The sequence below is a fragment of the Pseudomonas boreofloridensis genome, assembly GCF_030580795.1.
Taxonomy (GTDB): Bacteria; Pseudomonadota; Gammaproteobacteria; order Pseudomonadales; family Pseudomonadaceae; genus Aquipseudomonas; species Aquipseudomonas boreofloridensis.
Genome location: NZ_JAUQOQ010000011.1, coordinates 58,851 through 82,862, shown reverse-complemented (window position 1 = coordinate 82,862; position 24,012 = coordinate 58,851). Strand labels below are relative to the sequence as shown.

27 protein-coding genes are annotated in these 24,012 nt (G+C 65.2%); 12 read left to right on the top strand and 15 right to left on the bottom strand.

From position 1 onward, the window contains the following. Window positions 1-5: 5 nt before the first annotated feature. A complete protein-coding gene (locus Q6A47_RS14840; RefSeq protein WP_029613691.1) occupies window positions 6-260 on the bottom strand; it encodes a DUF2790 domain-containing protein in 255 nt (84 codons plus the stop codon). Window positions 261-474: 214 nt separating this feature from the next. Here Q6A47_RS14840 and Q6A47_RS14835 point away from each other — a divergent pair, with 214 nt between their 5' ends. Continuing rightward, entirely contained in the window at window positions 475-897 is a 423-nt protein-coding gene (locus tag Q6A47_RS14835) for a GNAT family N-acetyltransferase (protein WP_304484657.1), read from the top strand. 8 nt (window positions 898-905) lie between these two features. Here the strand turns inward: Q6A47_RS14835 and Q6A47_RS14830 are convergent, their stop codons facing one another. Further along, window positions 906-1,862 (bottom strand): YihY/virulence factor BrkB family protein, encoded by a 957-nt coding sequence (locus tag Q6A47_RS14830; protein ID WP_029613693.1) that lies wholly within the window; start codon window positions 1,860-1,862, stop codon window positions 906-908. 194 nt (window positions 1,863-2,056) lie between these two features. Continuing rightward, window positions 2,057-2,233, bottom strand: coding sequence for a CsbD family protein (locus Q6A47_RS14825; protein WP_080754705.1), 177 nt, complete (start codon window positions 2,231-2,233; stop codon window positions 2,057-2,059). Window positions 2,234-2,446: 213 nt separating this feature from the next. Between Q6A47_RS14825 and Q6A47_RS14820 the strand changes: the two genes are divergently transcribed. Then, complete coding sequence (locus Q6A47_RS14820; protein ID WP_304484656.1) at window positions 2,447-3,919, top strand: right-handed parallel beta-helix repeat-containing protein; 1,473 nt, start codon at window positions 2,447-2,449, stop codon at window positions 3,917-3,919. A gap of 121 nt (window positions 3,920-4,040) precedes the next feature. Then, entirely contained in the window at window positions 4,041-4,421 is a 381-nt protein-coding gene (locus Q6A47_RS14815; RefSeq protein ID WP_037028026.1) for a hypothetical protein, read from the top strand. Here Q6A47_RS14815 and Q6A47_RS14810 read toward each other — a convergent pair whose 3' ends face one another. After that, window positions 4,422-5,258 carry a CvfB family protein gene (locus Q6A47_RS14810; protein ID WP_304484655.1) on the bottom strand — a complete coding sequence of 279 codons (837 nt, stop codon included), beginning with the start codon at window positions 5,256-5,258 and terminating at the stop codon, window positions 4,422-4,424. It lies immediately after the preceding gene. A 124-nt stretch (window positions 5,259-5,382) separates the two neighbouring features. Here Q6A47_RS14810 and Q6A47_RS14805 point away from each other — a divergent pair, with 124 nt between their 5' ends. Continuing rightward, complete coding sequence (locus Q6A47_RS14805; RefSeq protein WP_039576120.1) at window positions 5,383-6,243, top strand: DUF6279 family lipoprotein; 861 nt, start codon at window positions 5,383-5,385, stop codon at window positions 6,241-6,243. 84 nt (window positions 6,244-6,327) lie between these two features. After that, window positions 6,328-7,203: a DMT family transporter gene (locus Q6A47_RS14800; RefSeq protein ID WP_304484654.1), complete on the top strand. Its 876-nt coding sequence runs from the start codon at window positions 6,328-6,330 to the stop codon at window positions 7,201-7,203. 41 nt (window positions 7,204-7,244) lie between these two features. Here Q6A47_RS14800 and Q6A47_RS14795 read toward each other — a convergent pair whose 3' ends face one another. Next, window positions 7,245-8,180 carry an aspartyl/asparaginyl beta-hydroxylase domain-containing protein gene (locus tag Q6A47_RS14795; RefSeq protein WP_029613695.1) on the bottom strand — a complete coding sequence of 312 codons (936 nt, stop codon included), beginning with the start codon at window positions 8,178-8,180 and terminating at the stop codon, window positions 7,245-7,247. Between the two features lie 200 nt (window positions 8,181-8,380). Beyond that, the gene (gene cysK, locus Q6A47_RS14790) at window positions 8,381-9,355 is read right to left on the bottom strand and encodes a cysteine synthase A (protein ID WP_039576116.1); all 975 of its coding nucleotides are present in this window, start codon (window positions 9,353-9,355) and stop codon (window positions 8,381-8,383) included. A 135-nt stretch (window positions 9,356-9,490) separates the two neighbouring features. Here cysK and Q6A47_RS14785 point away from each other — a divergent pair, with 135 nt between their 5' ends. The 3 genes from Q6A47_RS14785 (at window position 9,491) to Q6A47_RS14775 (ending at window position 12,771) form a co-directional block, all read left to right on the top strand. After that, the gene (locus Q6A47_RS14785) at window positions 9,491-10,564 is read left to right on the top strand and encodes a DUF748 domain-containing protein (protein ID WP_304484653.1); all 1,074 of its coding nucleotides are present in this window, start codon (window positions 9,491-9,493) and stop codon (window positions 10,562-10,564) included. 172 nt (window positions 10,565-10,736) lie between these two features. Beyond that, window positions 10,737-11,582, top strand: a complete 846-nt coding sequence (locus tag Q6A47_RS14780; RefSeq protein WP_029613698.1) for an AAA family ATPase — start codon at window positions 10,737-10,739, stop codon at window positions 11,580-11,582. Between the two features lie 10 nt (window positions 11,583-11,592). Further along, window positions 11,593-12,771 carry a vWA domain-containing protein gene (locus Q6A47_RS14775; protein WP_116887753.1) on the top strand — a complete coding sequence of 393 codons (1,179 nt, stop codon included), beginning with the start codon at window positions 11,593-11,595 and terminating at the stop codon, window positions 12,769-12,771. Between the two features lie 25 nt (window positions 12,772-12,796). Here the strand turns inward: Q6A47_RS14775 and Q6A47_RS14770 are convergent, their stop codons facing one another. Genes Q6A47_RS14770 through Q6A47_RS14760 form a run of 3 tightly spaced genes read right to left on the bottom strand, consistent with a single transcriptional unit; the run spans window position 12,797 to window position 15,184 of the window. Next, a complete protein-coding gene (locus Q6A47_RS14770; RefSeq protein WP_304484652.1) occupies window positions 12,797-13,714 on the bottom strand; it encodes a 5-oxoprolinase subunit C family protein in 918 nt (305 codons plus the stop codon). Next, window positions 13,711-14,406, bottom strand: coding sequence for a 5-oxoprolinase subunit PxpB (gene pxpB, locus Q6A47_RS14765; protein ID WP_304484651.1), 696 nt, complete (start codon window positions 14,404-14,406; stop codon window positions 13,711-13,713). Before pxpB ends, Q6A47_RS14770 begins: the two co-directional genes overlap by 4 nt. A 10-nt stretch (window positions 14,407-14,416) precedes the next feature. Then, window positions 14,417-15,184 carry a 5-oxoprolinase subunit PxpA gene (locus Q6A47_RS14760; RefSeq protein WP_039576108.1) on the bottom strand — a complete coding sequence of 256 codons (768 nt, stop codon included), beginning with the start codon at window positions 15,182-15,184 and terminating at the stop codon, window positions 14,417-14,419. 146 nt (window positions 15,185-15,330) lie between these two features. Here Q6A47_RS14760 and Q6A47_RS14755 point away from each other — a divergent pair, with 146 nt between their 5' ends. Further along, a complete protein-coding gene (locus tag Q6A47_RS14755; RefSeq protein WP_304484650.1) occupies window positions 15,331-16,257 on the top strand; it encodes a LysR family transcriptional regulator in 927 nt (308 codons plus the stop codon). Here Q6A47_RS14755 and Q6A47_RS14750 read toward each other — a convergent pair. Genes Q6A47_RS14750 through Q6A47_RS14740 form a run of 3 tightly spaced genes read right to left on the bottom strand, consistent with a single transcriptional unit; the run spans window position 16,254 to window position 18,075 of the window. Next, window positions 16,254-16,775 carry a DUF2937 family protein gene (locus Q6A47_RS14750; protein WP_304484649.1) on the bottom strand — a complete coding sequence of 174 codons (522 nt, stop codon included), beginning with the start codon at window positions 16,773-16,775 and terminating at the stop codon, window positions 16,254-16,256. The genes Q6A47_RS14755 and Q6A47_RS14750 overlap by 4 nt on opposite strands. Window positions 16,776-16,784: 9 nt before the next feature. After that, a complete protein-coding gene (locus tag Q6A47_RS14745) occupies window positions 16,785-17,552 on the bottom strand; it encodes a class II glutamine amidotransferase (RefSeq protein WP_029613703.1) in 768 nt (255 codons plus the stop codon). A 16-nt stretch (window positions 17,553-17,568) separates the two neighbouring features. Next, window positions 17,569-18,075, bottom strand: a complete 507-nt coding sequence (locus Q6A47_RS14740) for an MFS transporter (protein ID WP_304484648.1) — start codon at window positions 18,073-18,075, stop codon at window positions 17,569-17,571. A gap of 83 nt (window positions 18,076-18,158) precedes the next feature. On the opposite strand from Q6A47_RS14740, the gene Q6A47_RS14735 reads away from it, so the two are divergent. Beyond that, window positions 18,159-20,204, top strand: a complete 2,046-nt coding sequence (locus Q6A47_RS14735) for a S9 family peptidase (protein ID WP_304484647.1) — start codon at window positions 18,159-18,161, stop codon at window positions 20,202-20,204. 2 nt (window positions 20,205-20,206) lie between these two features. Here the strand turns inward: Q6A47_RS14735 and Q6A47_RS14730 are convergent, their stop codons facing one another. Further along, entirely contained in the window at window positions 20,207-20,476 is a 270-nt protein-coding gene (locus Q6A47_RS14730; RefSeq protein ID WP_039576100.1) for a hypothetical protein, read from the bottom strand. Between the two features lie 131 nt (window positions 20,477-20,607). Between Q6A47_RS14730 and Q6A47_RS14725 the strand changes: the two genes are divergently transcribed. After that, the gene (locus Q6A47_RS14725) at window positions 20,608-20,979 is read left to right on the top strand and encodes a YajD family HNH nuclease (protein ID WP_029613705.1); all 372 of its coding nucleotides are present in this window, start codon (window positions 20,608-20,610) and stop codon (window positions 20,977-20,979) included. A gap of 73 nt (window positions 20,980-21,052) precedes the next feature. Continuing rightward, window positions 21,053-21,523 carry an RNA methyltransferase gene (locus tag Q6A47_RS14720; RefSeq protein ID WP_029613706.1) on the top strand — a complete coding sequence of 157 codons (471 nt, stop codon included), beginning with the start codon at window positions 21,053-21,055 and terminating at the stop codon, window positions 21,521-21,523. Between the two features lie 54 nt (window positions 21,524-21,577). Here the strand turns inward: Q6A47_RS14720 and Q6A47_RS14715 are convergent, their stop codons facing one another. Together Q6A47_RS14715 and Q6A47_RS14710 are read right to left on the bottom strand one after the other, a co-directional pair. Next, a complete protein-coding gene (locus Q6A47_RS14715; RefSeq protein ID WP_304484646.1) occupies window positions 21,578-23,068 on the bottom strand; it encodes an aldehyde dehydrogenase in 1,491 nt (496 codons plus the stop codon). A 13-nt stretch (window positions 23,069-23,081) separates the two neighbouring features. After that, a complete protein-coding gene (locus tag Q6A47_RS14710; RefSeq protein ID WP_304484645.1) occupies window positions 23,082-23,975 on the bottom strand; it encodes a dihydrodipicolinate synthase family protein in 894 nt (297 codons plus the stop codon). Between the last annotated feature and the right edge of the window lie 37 nt (window positions 23,976-24,012).

The following is a 24,012-nucleotide window of genomic DNA, read 5'->3' as shown; positions in this document are numbered from 1 at the left end:
GGCACCTAGCCCTGCTGGCAACCCTCGCCCATGGCGCGGTATTGAAGGGTGTGCACCTGCCCCTGGTGATCTTCGTAAGTCATGGTCGCGGGTACCACCTCGCAGACATTGGGCAGGGTCGACAGATGGATGACCCGCTTGATATCGAGGTTGGTCGAGTAGTCGTATTGCACCGGGGGTTGGGCCTGGGCCGTCTTGACCTCATCCGCCAGGGCGAACGAAGACATCCCGACCAATGCGAGGATCAGTAATGGTTTCATGATTCAAGACCTTGAAGACAATCGGCTAGATCGACTTCTTGTGCCGTCACTGGCGTGGAGAAGTTGTCACCGAAGCGGTGACACGAAGCACGAATCCCGCTTCGGACAGTGCGAAAGGGATAGCTGGAATTCTACGCCTGCCGCGCCGTACGTGAACCCGGCAGTCGGAGTTTCACCCTTGCTCCAAATGCAACAATCTGCGACAAAGCCGCCCATGACTCCGCCTGACTATCATCGGCTATGCCACTCACAGCGCCGCTTGCTCGAGCATTTCTATCGCCTGCAGGGCTCGCGCATGCGCGCCAGCGGAGACGGTGAGTCATGGGTAGCACGGGCTGACGGCCTGATCGGCGCGCTGAGCCTGACGCCGGTTGCCGGGGGTCAATGGTTGACGGGATTGTTCGTCGCCGAATCGTGGCGCAGGAAAGGCATCGCGGCGGGGTTGATCGAGGCGTCACTGGCAGCACGTCCAGGCCCGACCTGGCTGTTCTGCCACCCCGACCTGCAGACCTTCTATGCTCGGCTGGGGTTCGACTCAACCCATACCCTGCCCGCCGAACTGGCTTCTCGCTTGGCCCGCTACCAGCGCAGCAAGTCACTGGTGGCGCTGGTGCGGGCGGGGTTCACGCCAGGCTGAATCGCGCTTCAGGCATCAGGCTGACGCGGGTGCGACTCGGCCGATACCGGCTGCTCGTGACCAAGCACGGTGATGGTCTCCTTGGGTTTCTCGCCGTCGAAGTCCTTCTCCCCGGGATCCTTGCCCTCGGCCGACATGTGCTCGATCACCGCATTCATCTCGGCACCCAGCAGCAGCACTGCAGAGGAAATGTAGAAATACAGCAGCAGTACGATGATCGCCCCGATGCTGCCGTACATGGCGTTGTAGTCGGCGAAGGTTTTCACGTAATAGGCAAAGCCCAGTGACGCCAGGATCCACACGACCACCGCCAGCACAGACCCCGGCGTGATGAAGCGGAATTTCTGCTTCACATCCGGCATGACGTAATACATCAACGCCACCGCGACCATCATCAGCAGGATGATGACCGGCCAACGGAGCACCGTCCAAACGGTGACGATCACCTCTTGCAAGCCGACCTGGGCGGCGATCCACTCCATCACCTGCGGGCCAAGTACCATCAGTGCCGCCGCCATCAGCAGCATGCCGGCGATACCGATGGTGTAGAAGATCGACAGGGGAATGCGCTTCCACACCGGACGGCCTTCGGGCACGTCATAAGCGGCGTTCATTGCGCTCATCATCAGGCGCACGCCGGCAGAGGCGGTCCACAGGGCGATGACGATACCCACCGACACCAGCCCACCCTTGGACTGCTGCAATTGGTCGATCACCGGATTGACCTGTTCCAGCGCCTGGGGCGGTAATACCAGTTCGGTTTGCAGGCGCAGCCAGGAGAAGAAGTCGGGAAGGTGCAGGAAACCGATCAGGGCGATCAGGAACAGGATGAAGGGGAACAGCGAAAACAGCATCTGGTAGGCCAGTGCCGAGGCGTAGGTGGACATCTCGTCGTCAAGGAACTCCTGGACGGTGCGCACCATCACGCGGTGCAGAGGCAGCCCCTGCAAGGCGGGAAAAATCATAGCGTCTCCTTTCGCCGCTCGATCGTCGTGGTTGTCACAAGGCGGTCAAGTCTAATAGACCACGCGGCTGGTGTACTGCTCCCTGCCTGTTTCAGGAAAAAACCTACTCAGGTTGCGACAACCCACAGTAAAAGGCCGCCGCGTGAAAGAGCGTAGTCGCTCATCCACTTGGCGGCCTTGAGCGTTACAGGCAGTTACTTGTCGAGCTTGTCCTTGACCTTGCCGACTTTCTGCTGAGCTTCACCCTTCAGTTCCTGGGCTTTACCTTCGGCCTTCAGCTTGTCGCTGTCGGTGACCTTGCCAACACCTTGCTTGACGTTGCCGATGGCTTCGTTCGCCAGGCCCTTCGCTTTGTCTTTAGTGCCGCTCATGGTGAATCTCCTGATAGAGACACGTGAACCGTGCCGACAAAAGGTTGACCGCTGGGCTTGTCGGGGAGTTTCAAACTTTTTCACCTCGCCGAACCCGGCGGCAAACAGCGGGCGAATACCGCACCGAATCGACCTTCGCTCACTGCAAGAGCCTGACCCGCGCCTCTAGAATCGGCCGCTCATAACAACAACAGTTTGCGGACCTACCTGCCCATGCGTCTGATCACCTTGCTCGCAGCCGCCCTGCCGCTGCTGCCCCTGCCTGCCCTGGCGGCAGACCCGACCACCCCTGAAATCCTGCGCGTCGATCGTTACAGCGACGATGGCCAGCCCGGCACCCTGCGCTGGGCGCTGGAAACCAGCAATTCAGCCCCTGGCCGTTATCGCATCGACATCGTGCCCGTGGGCGAGCCGCCTTATGTCATCCGCCCCAACCGGGCGCTGCCGGAGATCAAGGGGCCGCTGCGCATCACCGGGCTGTCCTGGGCGCGTGACGGTCAATACATCGCCATTGACGGCTCCGGCTACATCCGCGACCAGGGCGTGCGGACCTGCCCCGGCGCCCTGCCCGGCCAGTTCGGCACCAACGTGCGCACGACCCGCTACCCCGGGCTGGTGCTGCGCGACACCCAGGGCGTGCACGTGAGCGGTTTGGAGGTGCGCAATTTCTGCATCGGCATCCTGGTCAACCGCGCCAGCGGCAACGTCATCGAGGACAACCGCATCGTTGCCAACAAGGGCGGTGCCGGCATCATGCTCACCGGCGACGACGGCGCCGGTAATCCGACCGCCACCACCACGATCAATAACAAGGTGTTGCGCAATCAACTGATCGACAACGGCGACGGTCTGGAACTGACCCGTGGCGCGGCCTTCAACCTAGTGGCCGACAACCTGTTCCGCTCCACCGACGCCAATCCCGAGCCGTCCCAAGGCATCGAAATCCTGCTGGGCAACGACAACACCGTGGTGCGCAACCGCTTCGAGCACTACTCCGACGGTCTGCAGATCAACTGGGGCAAGCGCAACTACCTGGGCGCCAACACCTTCACCGGCAACTCCATCGGCGTCAGCGTCACGGGCGAAGACAACGTGCTCGACGGCAACCTGATCCACGGCAACCGCATCGGTGTGGCCCTGCGTCCAGAGCCACAAGTGACTGCCACGCGCCTGACCGCCAACCGCATCTGGGGCAACGGCCTGGACATTCGTCGCTGCCAGGCGGGCGGCTCGTGCGTGCCGAACCAGCGTACCGGGGCCATCGTCTTCGGCGTGCCGGCCCAGGCACATGCGCTGTACGTCGGCTCGCGCGGCGTCGGAGCGGAATTGGCGAAGCAGGACCAGGCGATCATCTGCGACGCCAACGGCCAGCCCCAGCCGTGCCAGCCGCTGCCCAACCATAATCAACCCGCGCCACGACTGTTGGCGTTGGACGGCGCGTTGCTCAGAGGAGAGGTGCAGGGACCGGCCTCGAGCCGGCTGCGTATCGAAGTGTTCGGCAACTCCACGGCCGATGGCCAGGAGGCCGAACATTTTCTGGGCGAGGTGCTGGCCAACAGTGATGCTCAGGGCCACGCACGCTTCGAGATGATGTTGAGCGACATCGACGAACTGCACAGTTTCACCGCCACGGTGACGACCGCCGATGGCGCGACCTCGGAGTTGAGCCCGCCATTACGGCGATGAGCCGGGCCACGGCAGCGACGGCCGGTGCGCCGTGGCTGCCGTGAACCCTGCAGACCTTGCCGCGCCCCGCGCCGCCTTGCACAATGTCAGGCCTTTCAGGCGTCAACCCGCAGGAACCTGCATGAAACTCGACAAACCCACCGCCATTGCCCGGCGCAACGAAGCGCTGGCCCGGCCGGTGCTCGACCGCGACAACACCCTGTTCGCCATCCTCGACAAGAAACGCAACCTGTGGTGGTTCGAGGTGCCGGTGGGCTTGCTGCGCAAAGGCCAGCCCGACTGGGTCAACCTGCTGCTGCACACCCCCGATACCGACACGCTGCAACACTTGAAGGTGCCGGTGAACTTCCTGCGCGCGCATCAGGAACAGATGGAAATCCGCAACCCCGGCAAGCGCCGCTCGACCATCAGCCTGGCACTCAGCGCCGACCGCGACTCGCTGCTGCGCGACACCCGCCCGGGCGGTGAGCAGTTGGACTTCAGCCCCTTCGTGCAGGGCTGATCAGGCGCGCTCGATGCGATCGTCATGGATGACGATCAGCCCTTGCCTGAACAAGCCACCGATCGCTTTCTTGAAGTTGCCCTTGCTGACGTTGAACAGCTTGGCGATGACGTCCGGCGCGCTCTTGTCGCACACCGGCAACACCCCACCGGCCTCCTCCAGGCGCTTGAGGATCTGCGCCTGCAGGTCGTCGGCCAGCGCCGCGCCCACCGGTTGCAGGCTCAGGGCGATCTTGCCGTCGGGGCGCACTTCCTTGATGAAGCCCTGTTCGTGCATCCCCGAACGCAGGAACTTGAACACCTCGTTCTTGTGAATCAGGCCCCAGTGACGACTGTTGATGATGGCCTTGAAGCCCATCGGCGTCTCGCCAGCCACCAGCAGTTCCACCGGCTGACCCGGCGAATAGTCGGCCGGGGTACGATCGAGGTAGCGGTCCAGGCGCGCGGTGGCGGTGATGCGCCGGGTGCGCTTGTCGAGGTAGGCGTGGACCACGCAGTAGTCGCCGATCTTCAGCGGCTGCACTTCTTCGGAGTAGGGCATCAGCAGGTCCTTGGACAGCCCCCAGTCGAGGAAGATACCGGCGCCGTTGATGTCCTTGACCTTGAGACTGGCGAAGCCACCGACCTGGATCTTGGGCTTTTCGGTGGTGGCGATCAGCTGATCTTCGCTGTCCAGGTAGATGAACACGTTGAGCCAGTCGTCCAGCTCCAGCTCAGCGTCTTTGGGGAAGTAGCGCCTGGGCAGGAGGATCTCGCCGTCGGCGCCGCCGTCCAGGTAGAGACCGAACTCCACGTGTTTCACGATTTGCAAACTGTTGTAACGCCCAAGCAGAGCCATTTCCGATGTTCCTCCAGACAAGGCGGCTATTCTACACCCGATGCGCCCAGGCTGCCGATCCGCTGGAACCGCCGAGCGTACCGCCGCGTCTACTCCCTGGTCCGCTACCTGCAAGGATTCGCGCATGCCTGCCCAGCTCATCCGCACCCTGGTGCTCATCGTCGGCCTGGCCCTGACGCTGGGGGCCTGCACGCGTATCGACCTCGCCTACCGCAACCTCGACCGCCTGGTGCCCTGGTCGCTGGGCGACTACCTGGACATGAACCGCCAGCAGAAGGCGCTGCTCGACGAACGGCTCAAGGATCACCTGGCCTGGCACTGCAAAACGCAGTTGCCGGGCTATCTCGACTGGCTCGACAAGGTCCGGCAGATGGTCGCCGACCAGGCGGTCACCGACCAGGCCTTGCAACAGCGCACCGCCGAGGCGCGCCTGGCCATCGGGCGGGTGGCCGAGGCGATCACCCCGTCGGCCGCCGAGCTGTTGCGCGACATGAGCGATGCCCAGGTGGCCGAGATGCGCAAGGCGTTCAGCGACGACATCGCCGAGCGCCAGAAAGAGTACGTCGACACCCCGCTGCCCAGGCAGATAGAAGAGCGCGCCACGCGTATGCACAAGCGCCTCAAGCCCTGGCTGGGCGAGCTCAGCGCCGTCCAGCGTCAGCGGGTGATGAGCTGGTCCCAGGCGCTGGGCGATCAGAACCGCGAGTGGATCGCCAACCGCCAGGCCTGGCAGCAGCAGTTGCTGCTGGCCATGGACCAGCGCCAAACCCCGGCCTTCGAGCCGCGCCTGGCGCAGTTGCTACAAGACAAGCAGAGCCTGTGGTCGCCGGCCTACCGCGCTGCCTTCGACAACACCGAGCGCCAGGCCCGCAGCCTGTTGGTCGACTTGCTGCAGCAGAGCAGCGCGGCGCAGCGCCAGTTGCTGATCGAGCGGCTGGGCAAGGTGCGCCAGGACTTCAGCCAGTTGAAGTGCCTCAAGGGCTGACCGGTTCACATCGCAAGAAACGACAGGAAAGCCCCTCCCCGCTCACGTACACTCGCGCCCCTGTCCCGTCCACCGGAGATGTCCGTGAGCCCCATCGCCCTCGCCCGCCTGCTGATCCTCGCCGCCTTCTGGGGCGCGAGTTTCCTGTTCATGCGCATCATCGCGCCAGAGCTGGGTGCGCTGCCCACCGCCTTTTTCCGCGTGTCCATCGCCTGCCTCGGGCTGATCGCCATCCTCGCCGCCGGGCGCGTGCGCTGGGACTTTCAGGGCAAGCTCGGCGCCTGTCTGGTACTGGGCATGATCAACTCGGGCATTCCGGCGACCTTCTATTCGGTGGCCGCGCAAGTGCTGCCCGCCGGCTACTCGGCGATCTTCAACGCCACCACGCCGCTGATGGGCGTGCTGATCGGCGCGCTGTTCTTCCATGAGGCCATGACCCTGCCCAAGCTGTGCGGGATTTTCCTGGGGCTGTTCGGCGTGGCCATCCTCAGCGGTGCCGGCCCGGTCGCGCTGGACCTGGCGCTGCTGCAAGGCGCCCTGGCGTGCCTGGCCGCGACCACCTGCTATGGCTTCGCCGGCTTTCTCGCACGGCGCTGGATCAGCGGGCTGGACAGTCGGCTATCGGCCCTGGGCAGCATGCTCGGTGCCACCTTGCTGCTGGCCCCGCTGTTCGCCTGGAGCGCCTTGACCCAGCCGCCGCCCAGTTGGGGCGGCTGGTCGGTGTGGGGCTCGTTGCTGGGACTGGGGCTGGTGTGCACGGCGTTCGCCTACATCCTGTACTTCCGCCTGCTGGACGAGATCGGGCCGGTCAAGGCCACCACGGTGACCTTTCTGATTCCGGTATTCGGCGTGCTCTGGGGGGCGTGGCTGTTGGGCGAGCCGCTGTCGCTGGCGCACCTGTATGGCGGGGTGATGATCGGCGCGGCCTTGTGGCTGGTGCTGCGACCGGCGCGCCGCTGAGGGAAGGCCCCGGCGTCGTCGACAACGCCGGGACAGGCAGATCAGAACAACCAGCGATACAACAGGTAGGCCACCAATACGGCCAGCACCGGTCGCAGCACACGGTAGGCCTTGGGGTTGGCCCGCTTGAACTGTTTCACATGGGTACTGATGCGGTTGCTGAAGCGCTTGCTCCAGGCGTAGGCCTGGTTGATGCCACCCACGCGCTCGTCGTCGGTGTTCTGCGGCGCGGTGGCGCGGCCGAGGAACGCGCTGACCTTGCGGTTGATGCGGGTCATCAGCGGGCTGTTCAGCGGACGCTCGACGTCGCAGAACAGGATCACCCGGGTCACGTCGGTTTCATTCTTCACCCAGTGCACGTAGGTTTCGTCGAACATCACGTCCTCGCCGTCACGCCAGGCGTAGACCTGGCCGTCGACGTAGATGCGGCAGTCGTCGGAGTTCGGCGTGGACAGCCCCAGATGATAGCGCAGGGAGCCGGCGAACGGATCGCGGTGCGGATTGAGGTGGCTACCGCCGGGCAGCAGGGCGAACATCGCACCCTTGACGTTGGGAATGCTGTTGACCAGTTCCACGGTGCGTGGGCACAGCGCCTCGGCCGAAGGCAGGGCCTTGTCGTACCACTTCAGGTAGAAACGCTTCCAGCCCTTCTTGAAGAACGAACCGAAGCCGGCATCGTTGTCCTTTTCCGCAGCGCGAATGTAGCCCTCGTCGAACAGGCGCATGGCCTCTTCGCGAATTTCCTGCCAGTTGTTCTTCAGTACATCCAGCTCGGGAAAGCGCTGACGGTCCAGGTACGGCTTGGACGGCACCCCGGAGAACAGGTACATCAGGCTGTTATAGGGCGCGAACAGCGCCGAATGATTGACGAACTGGCGCAGCACCGGCAAGCGCGCCTTGCCCCGCAGGTGCACGAACAGCACACTGCCGAAGAACACCAGCAGGACACCCGCCTTGGCGAGGAAGGAAAAGGTCATGCAACACTCCTTTGGGGGAATCAGGCCGTCCCCGAATAGCCGGACATGATAAACCCATCCCAGACAGCTGCAACCTGATCCCGATCAAGCCTTTTTTCGAGCGGCAAGTGGCAAGCTTCAAGCGGCAAGCTGATCGGTGGGGTTCCACGGTGCAGCTTGCAGCTTGCAGCTTGTTGGCGCTTAGCGCTGAGCGTCTGCGCTCAGGGCTGGAGTTCCTGGTCGGTGAACAGGTCGCTGAAGAGCATGCTCGACAGGTAGCGCTCGCCGGAGTCAGGGAGGATCACCACCAGCGTCTTGCCTTGCATTTCCGGCTTTTCTGCCAGGCGGACGGCAGCGGCCATGGCGGCGCCGCAGGAGATGCCGCAGAGGATGCCCTCTTCCTGCATCAAACGAATGGCCATGGCCTTGGCTTCTTCGTCGGTGACCAACTCCACCTGGTCGACGATCGACAGGTCCAGGTTCTTCGGGATGAAACCGGCACCGATGCCCTGGATCTTGTGCGGGCTTGGCTTGAGCTCCTCACCGGCCAGGGCCTGGGTGATCAGCGGCGAGGCCGCCGGCTCCACCGCCACCGACAGGATCGATTTGCCCTGGGTGTGCTTGAGGTAGCGTGATACGCCGGTAATGGTGCCGCCGGTGCCCACGCCCGCCACCAGCACATCGACCGCGCCGTCTGTGTCGTTCCAGATTTCCGGGCCGGTGGTCTTCTCGTGGATGGCCGGGTTGGCTGGGTTCTCGAACTGGCCTGGCAGGAAGTAACGCGCAGGGTCGGAGGCGACGATCTCGTCGGCCTTCTCGATCGCGCCCTTCATGCCCTTGGCCGGATCGGTCAGCACCAGCTCGGCGCCCAGCGCCTTGAGCACCTTGCGCCGCTCCAGGCTCATGGACGCCGGCATGGTCAGGATCAGCTTGTAGCCACGTGCAGCCGCGACGAAGGCCAGGCCGATGCCAGTGTTGCCCGAGGTCGGTTCGACCAAGGTCATGCCCGGCTTGAGCTTGCCGCTGCCTTCGGCGTCCCAGACCATGTTGGCGCCGATGCGGCACTTGACCGAATAGCCTGGGTTGCGTCCTTCGATCTTGGCCAGGATGGTCACCCCACGCGGGGCGATGCGATTGATCTGCACCAGCGGCGTGTTGCCGATGGAATGGGCGTTGTCGGCGTAGATACGGCTCATGGCTGCAGTCCTTGAATCGTGGGAAACAGGCGGAAAACCTCAAGGGTAAGCCGGCCCCCAGCACGGCGTAAAGCCCGGTCGAACCAAGCCGGGCAACGGGCGGTCAACCGCACAACCTGACCTGGAGACCCTGGGATGAAAGCTCGCTATCGCTGGCCGCTGCTCGGCCTGGCTGGCCTGGTCGTGCTGTTGGTGGCCCTGCACCTGGCCCTGCCCTACCTGGTGCGCGACTACCTCAACGACAAGCTGGCCGACATGGGCGACTACCGCGGCCAGGTCAGCGACGTGGACTTGGCCTGGTGGCGCGGGGCCTACCAGATCAACGGGTTGAAGATCGTCAAGACCAGCGGCAAGGTGCCGGTGCCGCTGCTCGATGCACCGCTGATCGACCTGTCGGTGAGCTGGCATGCACTGTGGTACGACCAGGCGGTAGTGGCCGAAGTGGCCTTCGTGCACCCGGAACTGAACTTCGTCGACGGCGGCAGCAAGCAGAACTCCCAGACCGGTCAGGGCACCGACTGGCGCGCGCAATTGGAAAAGCTGTTGCCGATCACCCTGAACGAGGTGCGCATCGACGACGGCATCCTGACCTTCCGCAACTTCAATTCCAAGCCCCCGGTCAATCTCAAGGCCACTCGACTGCAGGCCAGCATCCGCAACCTGACCAACGTGCGCGACGAGGCTGGCCGGCGCGATGCCAGCTTCCAGGCCACAGCCTTGATCGCTGGCGACGCCAAGGTGGAAAGCCGCGCCACCTTCGATCCGTTCAGCGACTTCGACGACTTCGAGTTCCGCCTGCGTGCCACGGGTATCGAACTGCGCCGCCTCAACGACTTCGCCAGCGCCTACGGCAAATTCGATTTCAATGCCGGTAATGGCGATGTGGTGATCGAAGCCCAGGCCGAAAACGGCCGGCTCAAGGGCTACATCAAGCCGCTGTTGCGCAACGTGGACGTGTTCGACTGGCAGCAGGACGTGGAGAACAAGAACAAGGGCGTGTTCCGCTCGATCTGGGAAGCGCTGGTCGGGGCCAGTGAAACCGTGCTCAAGAACCAGCCGAAGAATCAGTTCGCCACCCGCGTCGAGCTCAGCGGCAGCGTTCACCAGCAGGACATCAGCGCCTTCGAGGCATTCCTGCAGATCCTGCGCAATGGCTTCGTCCAAGCCTTCAATGCCCGCTACGAACAGCCCGCGCCGACCTCGAATTGAGCACTGCCTGACGGGGCATTCAGCCAGTGAATATCGGGTCTGCATTTTCGCTCGCCGAGGTGCGGGTTATAGTCGCGGGCACATCACAGACACGCGTCGTCAGCGGTGCAGCCTTCGCGGATGAACCCGCTCCCCCAAGGCCACCCCTGACACCTCATAAAGGAACGGTTTCATGAAATTCGAAGGCACCCGCAACTACGTCGCCACCGACGACCTGAAGCTGGCGGTCAATGCGGCCATCACCCTCGAACGCCCGCTGCTGGTCAAGGGCGAGCCCGGCACCGGCAAGACCCTGCTCGCCGAACAACTGGCCGAGGCCCTGGGCGCGCGCCTGATCACCTGGCACATCAAATCCACCACCAAGGCCCAGCAGGGCCTGTACGAGTACGATGCCGTCAGCCGTCTGCGCGACTCGCAGTTGGGCGTGGACAAGGTCCACGACGTGCGCAACTACCTGAAGAAAGGCAAGCTCTGGGAAGCCTTCGAGGCCCAGGAGCGGGTCATCCTGCTGATCGACGAAATCGACAAGGCCGACATCGAATTCCCCAACGACCTGTTGCAGGAACTCGATCGCATGGAGTTCTACGTCTACGAGACCGACGAAACCATCAAGGCCGCCCAGCGCCCGATCATCATCATCACCTCCAACAACGAGAAGGAACTGCCCGACGCGTTCCTGCGCCGCTGCTTCTTCCACTACATCGCCTTCCCCGACCGCGACACCCTGCAGCGCATCGTCGATGTGCATTACCCGAACATCAAGGCCTCGCTGGTCAGCGAAGCGCTGGATGTGTTCTTCGACGTGCGCAAGGTGCCGGGCCTGAAGAAAAAGCCTTCCACGTCCGAGCTGGTCGACTGGCTCAAGCTGCTGATGGCCGACGACATCGGCGAAGCGGTGCTGCGCGAGCGCGATCCGACCAAAGCCATTCCACCGCTGGCCGGCGCGCTGGTGAAGAACGAGCAGGACGTGCAACTGCTCGAACGCCTGGCCTTCATGAGCCGTCGCGGCAACCGCTGAGGGCCTGGCCATGCTGCTCAACCTGTTCAACGAACTGCGCGCAGCCAAGGTGCCGGTGTCGCTGCGCGAACTGCTCGACCTGCTCGACGCCCTGCAGCAGCGGGTGGTCTTCGCCGACATGGACGCGTTCTACTACTTGGCCAGGACGATTCTGGTCAAGGACGAACGGCATTTCGACAAGTTCGACCGCGCCTTTTCCGCCTATTTCAACGGTCTGGAACGCCTCGACCATCACCTCGAGGCGCTGATCCCTGAAGACTGGCTGCGCAAGGAGTTCGAGCGTTCGCTCAGCGCCGAAGAGCGTGCGCAGATCCAGTCCCTGGGCGGGCTGGACAAGCTGATCGAAGCCTTCAAGCAGCGCCTGCAAGAGCAGAAGGAACGTCACGCCGGCGGCAACAAATGGATCGGCACCGGCGGCACCAGCCCGTTCGGCTCGGGCGGTTTCAACCCCGAGGGCATTCGCGTGGGCGATGCCGGGCAGCGCCAGGGCAAGGCGGTCAAGGTGTGGGATCAGCGTGAGTACAAGAACCTCGACGACCAGGTCGAACTGGGCACACGCACCATCAAGATGGCCCTGCGCCGCTTGCGCAAGTTCGCCCGTGAAGGCGCTGCCGAGGAACTCGACATCGACGGCACCATCGACCATACCGCCCGCGATGCCGGGCTGCTGAACATCCAGATGCGCCCGCAGCGACGCAACACCGTCAAGCTGCTGTTGCTGTTCGACATCGGCGGCTCGATGGACGCCCACGTCAAGGTCTGCGAGGAGCTGTTCTCGGCCTGCAAGACCGAGTTCAAGCACCTGGAGTACTACTACTTCCACAACTTCGTCTACGAGACGGTGTGGAAGAACAACCTGCGCCGCAACGCCGAACGCTTCGCCACGTTCGACCTGCTGCACAAGTACGGCGACGACTACAAGGTGGTGTTCGTCGGCGACGCCGCCATGGCGCCGTATGAAATTACCCAGCCGGGCGGCAGTGTCGAGCACTGGAACGAAGAAGCGGGTTATGTGTGGATGCAGCGCTTCAGGGAGAAATTCCGCAAGATCGTGTGGATCAACCCGTATCCCCGGCAGACCTGGGACTACACCGCGTCCACGCACCTGGTACGTGAACTGATGGAAGACCGCATGTACCCGCTGACCTTGCAGGGCCTGGAAGAGGCGATGCGCTACCTGTCGAAGTAGCGCGACCATTCATCCGCGATGGGCCTTAACGCCAACGTTGCAGGTACGCCTGCTGCTCGCGCCATGCAGTGTCCTGCACCACCGCCCTGAAGCGCACCACCGCCCCCGGCATGCACTGCGCCAACTGCGCCAGCGCCAGGGGCGTGAGGGCCCCGAGTCGCGGATAGCCGCCGATGGTCTGGCGGTCGTTGAGCAGCACGATCGGCTGCCCATCCGGCGGCACCTGCACGGCGCCCAGGGGAATGCCTTCGGAAATCATCGGCGGTCCTTGGTACACCAAGGGCGGCCCCAGCAGACGGCTGCCCATGCGGTCCGCTCGGCTGTCCAGGGTCCAGTCGCGGTTGAACGCCTCGAACAGGCTGAGGCCGCTGAACGCGCCGATCTGCGCGCCCATCACCAAGTCCAGTTGGGGCTTGGCCGAAGCGGTCGGGCGCAGGGCGGCAGGCACCTCACGCACCGCTGGCGTGCCCTCGCCGAAGCGCAACGTCTGCCCTTTGGCCAATGGCCCGCCGCAGCCGTCCAGGCCGCCGAGTTGCTCACGTGCCACGGTGGCGCAACTGCCCAGCACCGCCGCCCCGTGAAAACCGCCGGGCGCAGCCACGTAGGCGCGCACGCCCTGACGGGGCTGCCTGAGGGTCAGGCGCTGGCCTTTACCCAAGGCCAGGCTGCGCCAAGGGGCAACTGGCTGGTCATCGACGCACGCGTCCAGGTCGGCGCCGGCCAGGGCCACCACGCAGTCCTGCTCGGCCAGCACCGTGAAACCGCCCAGCGCCACCTCCAGCACCGGGGCGTCCAGGGCATTGCCCAGCAGCCAGTTGGCCCAGTACATCGCCACCCAGTCCAGCGCGCCACCCTGGGTCACGCCCAAATGCCGCACACCCAGGCGCCCGCCATCCTGCAACTGGCACAGGGCGGTGCTGGCCTCGATCGTCAACTGCTTCATGCGTAGGCCTCCTGCGGGCGATCGTCGCCGCCCAGGGCGATGAACTCGGCGTGCGACACGGCCACGAAACGCACCCGGTCACCCGGCTGCAACAGGCTGTAGCCGTCACGGTCACGGTCGAACAGGCGCACCGGGGTGCGCCCGAGCAGGTTCCAGCCGCCCGGCGACACCGCCGGATAGGCCGCCGTCTGCCGCTCCGCGATCCCCACGCTGCCAGCGGCCACGCGCTTGCGTGGCGTACTCAGGCGCGGCGTGGCCAGGCGCTCGTCCACCATGCCCATGAAGCCGAAACCCGGCGCGAAGCCCAGGGCGAACACCGGGTATTCGCGCTCGCTGTGCAGTTGCACGACCTCCTGCTCGCTCAGGCCACTGCGTGCGGCCAGCAGGGGCAGCTCGGGACCGACGCTGGGGTGGTACCACACCGGGATCTCATGGCGGCGTCCGCTGCTGCCTGCGTCGGGCGCAAGTCCCGCCAGCGCCTGATCGATGCGCGCCCGCGCCGAGGCCGGGGCCAGATCGGACTGCAGCATCAGCGTGGTGTAGGACGGCACCAGGTCGATCAGGTGCGCGCCGAACGCCGCGCGCAGGCGCTGGCTGGCGGCGAGGATCCACGGCATGTTGGCCTCGTCGATGGCGTCGAACAGCCGCACCATCAGGCTGTCGATGGCCACCACTTCGATACGCGGGTTCATCGCGGCGCCCTCATGCCTGCAACGCATCCAAGGCCTCGCGGATCTGCCGGACGGCCGCCACCGAGCTTTCGTTGTCACCATGCACGCACAGGGTGGCGGCGTTGAGCCGCAGCGCGCTGCCGTCATCGGCCACCAGCGCCTCACCGCGCGCCAGGCGGACGGCCTGCTCCACGACCAGTGCCGGATCGTGATGCACGGCGCCGGGCAGGCGTCGCGACACCAGGTGACCGCTGGCGGTGTAGGCGCGGTCGGCGAAGGCCTCGAACCACAGCGGCACGCCGACCTCCTCGCCCAAGGCCTGCGCGGCGCTGTCGTCGGCGGTGGCCATCAGCATCAGCGGCAGACCGGCCTCGTACGCCGCCACCGCTTCGAGCACGGTCCGCAACTGACGGGGGTCGGCCATCATGTCGTTGTACAGCGCGCCATGGGGCTTGACGTAGGCCACGCGCCCGCCGAGCACCTTGCAGATACCGTCCAGCGCGCCGATCTGATAATGCAGCAGGTCACGGATCTCCTCGCTGCTGCAGGCCATGGAGCGGCGACCGAAGCCGTTGAGGTCGGGGTACGCCGGGTGAGCGCCGATGCTGACGCCATGCTCCAGCGCCAGGGCGACGGTGCGGCGCATGGTGCCGGGATCGCCGGCATGGTAGCCGCAGGCGATGTTGGCGCAGTCGACGAAGGGCATCACCTCGGCGTCCAGGCCGGTGCGCCAGTTGCCGAAACTTTCGCCCATGTCGCAGTTGAGCAGCAGGCGTTGGCGGTGTGTCGAGGGGTTCATCAGGGCCTCGTCTTGTTGGTATGGTTCGGGGCGAGCCGCGCTGCGGCGTGTGCGTCATTGTCGGAACGCCGCGCAACCGGCGTCCAATGAGAAAAACCTGCGGTCTGGAACAAGAAAAACCGATCGCCCAGCCTTGCGAGCCCTCCATGAACCTGCGCTTTCTCGAAACTTTCGTCTGGGTCGCCCGGCTCAAGAGCTTTCGCCTGACGGCCGAGAAGCTGTTCACCACCCAGGCCTCGGTGTCCAGCCGCATCGCCGCGCTGGAGGCCGACCTGGGCGTGAAGCTGCTGCTGCGCGACTCGCGCGGGGTGAGCCTGACGCCCGAAGGCAGCCGCGTGCTGGAATACGCCGAACGCATGCTCGACACCGCCCAGGCGATGAAGCAGTCCTTGGGCGCCGAGCGCACGCGGGTGGGCCGAGTGCGCCTGGGCATCATGGACACGGTGATCCACACCTGGATGAGCGCGCTGGTGGCCGAGCTGACCGCGCGCTATCCGCAGGTGGAGATCGAACTGGTCGCCGACACCGCGCTGAACCTGCGCGAGCACCTGCACAAGGGCTTCGTCGATGTGATCCTGCAGACCGACCTGCTGCGTGAAGAACGCATTCGCAGCCTGGACCTGGCGCGCTACCCCATGGGCTGGATCGTCGCCAGCGGCTCGGCCCTGCATCGCGAGTACGCCGACCTGGCCGAGCTGGCACGCGAGCGAATCCTCACCTTTTCACGCAACTCGCGTCCGCATCAGGACGTCGCCAGCCTGCTGCAGGCGGCGGGTGCCCACAGCTTGCGGCTCAATTGCGTGAATTCGGTGTCGGCGATCACCCGACTGCTGCGTGACGGCTTCGGCGTCGCTGCACTGCCCCCGGCGCTGGTGGCCAGCGAGCTGGCACGGGGCGAATTGGCCTTGCTCGACGGCCTACTGGCGCCGCCGAGCCTGGAACTGGTGGCGTCCTGGCAGACCGGCGTGGAGCTGGTGGAGGAAGTGGTGGGTGTGTGCCGGCAGGTGCTGGCGCGCTACGCGCAGGAGGCGGGCGAGCGCAGGATCGTGCTGGTGCAGACAAGTAGAGCCTAGCGCCAGCTCTCCTTCACCGCGCCCCGCCGACCACCGAGAATCGCCCAGCCGATGCCCAGCAAAAGGCTCTCGACCAGCAGCGCCAGCAGGAACCCGCAACCGATGCCCCAGCCGATCGCCTCGGGCACCAGCAGGATCTGGTAGCTGTAGCCCTTGAGCGTTTCCTCGCGAAGCTGCGGATCGGCCTGCGCCACGACATGCCAGGTACGGCTGACCCAGTTGCCCTGCAACGCCTGCCACTCGCTCTCCAGCAACTGGTTACGGGTCATCAGGCTTTCGATGCTGTTGGCATCGCTGTTGAACACCGGGTCGTCGCTGCTGCGGTAGTGCCGCAGCAACGCTTGCAGATCGCCGTTGAAGAAGCGCTCGGCGGTTTCCTGGAAGCCCGCCAGGGCCTCGCGCGACTCGAGCATGTGCGCTTCGACGCGCTGGCTGTAGTCCTTGACCAACCCCGGCACCTGGATGCCGGCCAGCAGGCCGACGGTGAACAGCAGCAACCGCAGGTAACTTCTGAACATGCTCGCTCCTCAGCCGTTGGCGACGCACTCGCCATGGCGCCACAGGGCCCACTGGCCAGGGGTATAGCGCTGCCAGGTTTCGTTTTCGGTGAGCGCCTCGGTGGCGATCACCGTGACCACATCGTTGGGGGTGGTTTGCGACTGGAAGTCGACGATCAGGTCGACATCCTTCAGGCGCGCGGCGCCGAACGGGGCGCGCCGGGTGATGTGTACCAGCTTGGTGGAGCAGTAGCAGAACAGCCAGTCGCCGTCGCTGAGCAGGCAGTTGAACACGCCTTTGTCACGGTAACCGGCGCACGCCTCGACCAGCACCGGCAGCAGCGCCTCGGCTTCGACCGGCTCGGGGAAGGCCTCGCGCACGCGGTTGAGCAAGTCGCAGAACGCCGCTTCGCTGTCGGTGTCGCCCACGGGGCGGTAAAAGGTCTTCTCGCCGACGAACCCTGCCAGTTGACCGTTGTGCGCGAAGCACCAGTTACGCCCCCACAACTCGCGAACGAACGGGTGAGTGTTGGACAGGCAGACCTTCCCGACGTTGGCCTGGCGGATGTGGCCGATGACCACCTCGCTCTTGATCGGGTAGCGCTGCACCAGGTTGGCCACTTCCGATTCGCTGCTGGCGGTCGGGTCCTGGAACAGGCGCAGGCCACGCCCCTCGTAGAAGGCGATGCCCCAGCCGTCGCGGTGCGGGCCGGTGCGCCCGCCGCGCTGCATCAGGCCGGTGAAGCTGAAAACGATATCGGTCGGGACGTTGGCGCTCATGCCCAGCAATTCACACATCGACCAGCGCTCCGTGTCAGATCCGGGGTTCGACGCGACCGCCGCCATTGGCGGGACGGCGCGGTGCCGGGGCGGGCGGCTCGCTGCGGTAGCGGTCGCGCGGGTCGACCTGCGGGGCATCGTCGTCCATCGCCTCGTCTTCGGCGGCGCGCCGGCTGGCAGCGGCCTCGGCCCGCGCCTTGCGCTCGCGAGCACGCTTTTCCAGCGGCCAGCGCACCAGCACGAACAGCAGGTACAGGGCGAAGGCGATCATCCCGTACATGGCCAGGTCCGACGCCGCGCGCCAGGCGTTGTTGCCCACCTTGAACGCCAGGTCCAAGGCGGTGATGGCAATGGCCGGGGCGAAGCTGTCCTTGACCGGATCGACGATGGTGGGGCTGAACAGCAGCACGGCCACCAAGACCCGCAGCGGCTCGCGCAGCCAGCGCCACATCCAGCCGGTGAGCTTGAAGGCCACCAGCAGGCAGCCCACGGCAGCAACGGCGTAGAGGCCCCAGGCCAGTGTGTAGTCTTGTTCGATCATGGTGTCCGTGCAAGGCAGGCGAAGAGGCGCCTATGATAAACACTTTTAGGGGCACAGGTGCCCTTTCCATCTCGGGACCTTTCATGCCTATCAGACCCCAGCCCCCCATTGCCCGCCAAGCCCCCGGCCGCGATCCCTACGCCTGGTTGCAGGAACGCGACAACGCCGAGGTACTGGCCTACCTGGAGCAGGAAAACGCCTACCAGCAGGCGTGCCTGGCCGACCAGGCCGAACTGCGCGAGCAGCTATTCGAGCAGATCAAGGGCCGCATCCTGGAAACCGACCTGTCGCTGCCCTCGCCCTGGGGCCCTTTCCTCTACTACACCCGCACCACCGCCGGCGACGAGTATCCGCGTCACTACCGTTGCCCGCGTCCGGCCGACGACAGCCTGCAGGTCGACGAAGGCGCCGAGCAGTTGCTGCTCGACCCCAATGCCCTGGCCGAGGGCGGCTTCCTGGCCCTGGGCGCGTTCAACGTCAGCCCCGACCATCGCCTGCTGGCCTACAGCCTGGACACCCGTGGCGATGAAATCTACACGCTGTACGTCAAGGATCTGGACACCGGCGCCCTCACCGCCCTGCCCTTCGACGACTGCGACGGCAGCCTGACCTGGGCCAACGACAGCCGCACCCTTTTCTTCGCCGAACTGGACGAGACCCACCGGCCCTGGCGCCTGCTGCGCCACACCTTGGGGGAGGCCGACGCGACGCAGGTCTTCGAAGAGTCGGACGGACGCTTTTTCCTGCACTGCTACCGCAGCAGCTCGGAGCGTCAGTTGGTGCTGCTGCTCAACAGCAAGACCACCAGCGAGGCCTGGGTGCTCGATGCCCAGACGCCCAAGGCGCCCTTCACCTGCCTGGCGCCACGGGTCGAAGGCCACGAATACTTCCCCGACCACGGCCAACTCGACGGCCAATGGCGCTGGTTCATCCGCAGCAACCAGGATGGCATCAACTTCGCCCTGTTCCATGCGCCCGCCGACAGGGTTCCCACCCACGCCCAGTGGCAGGTGCTGGTGCCGCACCGCAACGAGATCATGCTCGAAGGCCTTAGCCTGAATGCCAGCGCGCTGACGCTGAGCCTGCGCGAAGGCGGTCTGCCGATCATCGAGGTGCATCCCCAGGGTCTGCCGGCCTACCGCGTCGAACTGCCGGACGCGGCCTACAGCTTGTACGTGCAGGACAGCCTGGAGTTCGCCAGCGCGTCTATCCGCCTGCGCTACGAGGCCCTCAACCGCCCCGCCCAGGCGCGCCAGTTGACCCTGGCCAACGGCGCGCAGCAGGTGCTCAAGCAAACGCCAGTGCTGGGCCCGTTCGATGCCGACGACTACGTCAGCCAGCGCCTGTGGGCCACCGCGGCGGACGGCACGCAGGTGCCGATCAGCCTGGTGCGCCGACGCCAGGACCTGGGCCGCAGCGTGCCACTGTACCTGTATGGCTACGGCGCCTACGGCGAAAGCCTGGACCCCTGGTTCTCCCACGCTCGCCTGAGCCTGCTCGAGCGCGGCGTGGCCTTCGCCATCGCCCACGTGCGCGGCGGCGGTGAGCTGGGCGAAGCCTGGTATCGCGCCGGCAAGCAGGCGCACAAGCAGAACAGTTTCGACGACTTCATCGCCTGCGCCGAACACTTGATCGCCCAAGGCGTGACCCGCTCCGAGCAGTTGGCGATCAGCGGCGGCAGCGCCGGCGGCCTGCTGATCGGCGCCGTGCTCAACCAGCGTCCCGAGCTGTTCCGTTGCGCCATTGCCGAAGTGCCCTTCGTCGATGTGCTCAACACCATGCTCGACCCCGAGCTGCCGTTGACCGTCACCGAGTACGACGAGTGGGGCAACCCCGAAGAGCCCGAGGTGTACGTGCGCATCCAGGCCTATGCGCCCTACGAGAACGTCAAGGCCCAGGCCTACCCGGCGATGCTGGTGGTGGCTGGCTACAACGACAGCCGCGTGCAGTACTGGGAGGCGGCCAAGTGGGTGGCCCGGCTGCGCACCCGCAAGACCGACGACAACCTGCTGCTGCTCAAGACCGAAATGGGCGCCGGCCACGGCGGCATGAGCGGGCGCTACCAGGGCTTGCGCGACGTGGCCCTGGAGTACGCCTTCGTGCTCGATGAACTGGGCGTTACGCGCTAGCGTCAGTCGCTTTTGACCGGCGGCGCGGGCGACAGGCCCGGCAGGGGCTGATCCTTCGGCGGCCCTGGCTTGGGCATGGGCGGCAACAGCGGCCCGCCGGCCTCGCTGCCGCCGGCCTTAGGCGGCACGCTCGGGGTGATCTGTGGATAGGGCGTGGGCGTGGGCGTACCTGGCGCACCGGGCACCGGGGCCAAACCGCCCGAAGGCTGGCCGGCAAGCGCGGCGCACGGCGCGGCGAGCAGCCACACACTGGCAAGCAGTACAGGCAACATCGATCACCTCCCGTCCGGAACCTGCCTACAGGCTACGCCCAATCGCGCGCGTTTGCCTGTGCGCTGCACCGCAGTCGCGCTAGACTCAGCGCAACCACCGTCATAGCCCTGATAACGATAAAGGTAACACCATGAGCTCGGCCTCCACCTCCGCCGCCACCGCCCGTCTCGACCGCATCCTCGCCGACGCCAAGCGCGACAAGGAAATGGGCTACCGCGACAAGGCGCTGAAGATGTACCCGCACGTCTGCGGACGCTGCGCCCGTGAATTCGCCGGCAAGCGCCTGTCGGAACTCACCGTGCACCACCGCGACCACAACCACGACAACAATCCCCAGGACGGCTCGAACTGGGAACTGCTGTGCCTGTATTGCCACGACAACGAACACTCGCGCTACACCGACCAGCAATACTTCGGCGAAGGGTCGCTGAGCACGCCCAAGACCAACGTGGCCACGCACAACCCCTTCGCCGGCCTCGCCGCGCTGATGAACAAGGACTGACCGTCCAATCGCGCCCACACGACGTCGGCGAGCCCGTATAATCGCGCTCTTTTTTTGCGAAGGGCCCCGACTCGTGGCGAACAAACGGTACAGCTGCATCGGCCTGTTCAACCCCAAATCCGCGGAAAACGTCGGCTCGGTGATGCGCGCCGCAGGCTGCTACGGGGTCAACTCGGTGTTCTACACCGGCAAACGCTACGAGCGTGCCCGCGACTTCGTCACCGACACCAAGCGCGTGCACTACGACATCCCGCTGATCGGCATCGACGATCTGCAGCGCATCATCCCGCTGGGCTGCACGCCGGTGGCGGTGGAGTTGGTCGAGGGCGCCCGGCCGCTGCCGGAATACACCCACCCCGACCGCGCGATCTACATCTTCGGCCCCGAAGACGGCAGCCTGGACGACAGCGTGCGCGCCTGGTGCGAGGAAACCATCTACATCCCCACCCACGGCTGCATGAACCTGGCCGCGACGGTCAACGTGGTGCTCTACGACCGCCTGGCCAAGGGCCTGAACACCCGCTCAGGGCCGAAGTTCAAGTAATGGTGCGCAGCGGCCAGCGCCGCCGTGCACCGGACCGCGCGCCTTGGCACCTCCTCACGACGCGTTGATCCAGATGGTCTTGAGCTCGGTGTACTGATCGTGCGCCCAGATCGACTTGTCGCGCCCACCAAACCCGGACTCCTTGTAGCCGCCGAACGGCGTCGAGGCATCGCCTTCGCCGAAGCAATTCACCGTCACCACACCGGCGCGGATTTCCCGCGACAGGCGCAACGCGTTGCGCAGACTGCCGGTATAGGCGGATGCGGCCAGTCCATAGACCGTGTCGTTGGCGATCTCGATCGCCTCGTCGAGGGTCTTGAAACTGGTCACGCTCAGCACCGGGCCGAAGATTTCTTCGACGAACAATCGGTTGTCGCGGCCCACGTTGTCGACGATGGTCGGCTGCACGAACACCCCAGCCTGGGTTTGCCCGCCCTGAACCACAGCAAGCTGCTGTTCAGCCGCATACGCCAGGTACGACTTGACCTTCTCGAAGTGCGCCTTGCTGACCATCGCCCCCAGACGATTCTGCGGATCGAGCGGATCACCCAGCTTCCAGTCCTGCAGATGCTTGCCGATCAGCCCCAGCAGCGCGTCCTTGACGTCCTCGTGAACGATCAGCCGCGAAGACGCCGAACAGTTCTCACCCATGTTCCAGAAAGCCCCGGCGGTCACGAACTGGGCCACCTCGTCGAGGTTCTCGCAATCGTTCATGACCACCGCAGGGTTCTTGCCGCCCAGCTCCAGGACGACGCGCTTGAGGTTGGATTCCGAGGCGTACTTGAGGAACAGCCGGCCGGTGTCGGTCGAACCGGTGAAACTGACCATCGAAATGTCCATGTGCCGGCCGATGGCCTCGCCCACTTCGCGGCCGCCGCCCGGCACCAGGTTGAACACCCCCGCCGCAATGCCCGCCTCATGGGCCAGTTGCGCCACACGCAGGGCGCTGAGCGTGGTTTCCTTGGCCGGTTTGACCACGATCGAGCAGCCCGCAGCCAACGACGGAGCGATCTTCCAAGCCAGCATCAGTAGCGGAAAGTTCCAGGGCAGCACCAGGCCGACCACGCCGATGGCTTCGCGCACCACCAAGGTCACCGCGTCGTGACCGGTGGGCGCGGTCGCGTCGTAGATCTTGTCGATCAGTTCCGCGTGCCAGCGCAGGGTATGAATGGTTTCCGGGACATCGACGGTCTGGCATTCGCTCACCGGTTTGCCGCTGTCCAGGCTTTCCAGCACTGCCAGCTCATGGGCATTGTCCTCCAGCAGTTGGGCGAACCTGAGCAGCAAGCGCTTGCGCTCGCCGGGCTGCAGCTTGGACCAGGAGCCGGCCTCGAACACGCGCTTGGCAGCCGCCACGGCCACGTCGACGTCGTGCCTGTCGCAGGCGGCAACTTCGGCCAGTGGCTGGCCGGTGGCCGGATTGGTGGTGACGAAGGTTCTGCCGCCGATCGCATCGCGGAACTCACCGTCGATGAACGCCTGCGTGCGCGGTTGCAATCTGGCAGCGATGGCCGCGTATTCGGCCTTGCTCAACAATGGGGCCATGGTCCTGTTCTCCTCAATTGATCTTGGCGATGGTGGCCTTGAGTTCGCTGACCACTTGGGCGAGCGCTTGCTGCTCGGCCACGTCGAGGTCTTGCAACGGCTTGCGCACTCCTGCGCTCTTCAGGCCATTGAGCGCCACGCCATGCTTGATCGACTGCACGAACTTGCCGCCCTCGAGGATGTCCATCAGCGGCATCAGGGCGGCCATGATCCGGCGGCCCTTGTCGAAGTTCTTCTCGACCACGCAGGCCTCGTACAGCGCCACATGTTCACGCGGGATGAAGTTGGAGCCGGCGCAGACCCAGCTCTTCGCGCCCCAGGCGAAGAACTCCAGGGCCTGATCGTCCCAACCGCAGGACAACTGGATGTGCGGCCGGCGCGTCGCCAGGCGGTGCAACTGGCCCATGTCACCGGAGCTTTCCTTGATGGCGACGATGTTTCCGACTTCAGCCACGGCGTCGAAGAACGCATCGCCCATGCCCACGCCCATGCGGCCTGGGTAGTTGTAGAGCATGATCGGCAAACCGGCGGCGGCGTCCACCGCCTTCACGTGCAACGCGATTTCCTGCTGGGTGGGCAGTGCATAGGGTGGGGTTCCGACCAGCAGTGCGTCGGCCTGGATCTGCCTGGCGTGTTCGGCGAAGGCCACCGCATCTTCGGTGCGAATGCCACCGGTCCCGACGATCAGCGGCAAGCGCCCGTGGAGCACGTCCTTGGCCTTGGCAGCCAGGTCGATCCGCTCCTGGGCGGTGTGCGCGTAGTACTCCCCGGTCGAGCCGCCGATGATGACGCCATGGATTTTCGCCTCGACCAGGTATTCGAGGACTTCGGCGAATGCAGCCATGTCGATCGAGCCATCGGCAGCCAGCGGGGTGATAGCAGGGGTGTAGATACCTTCGAAGTGCATGACGGGTTCTCCTGTGAATGCAAAGGGTGTCGGCCGC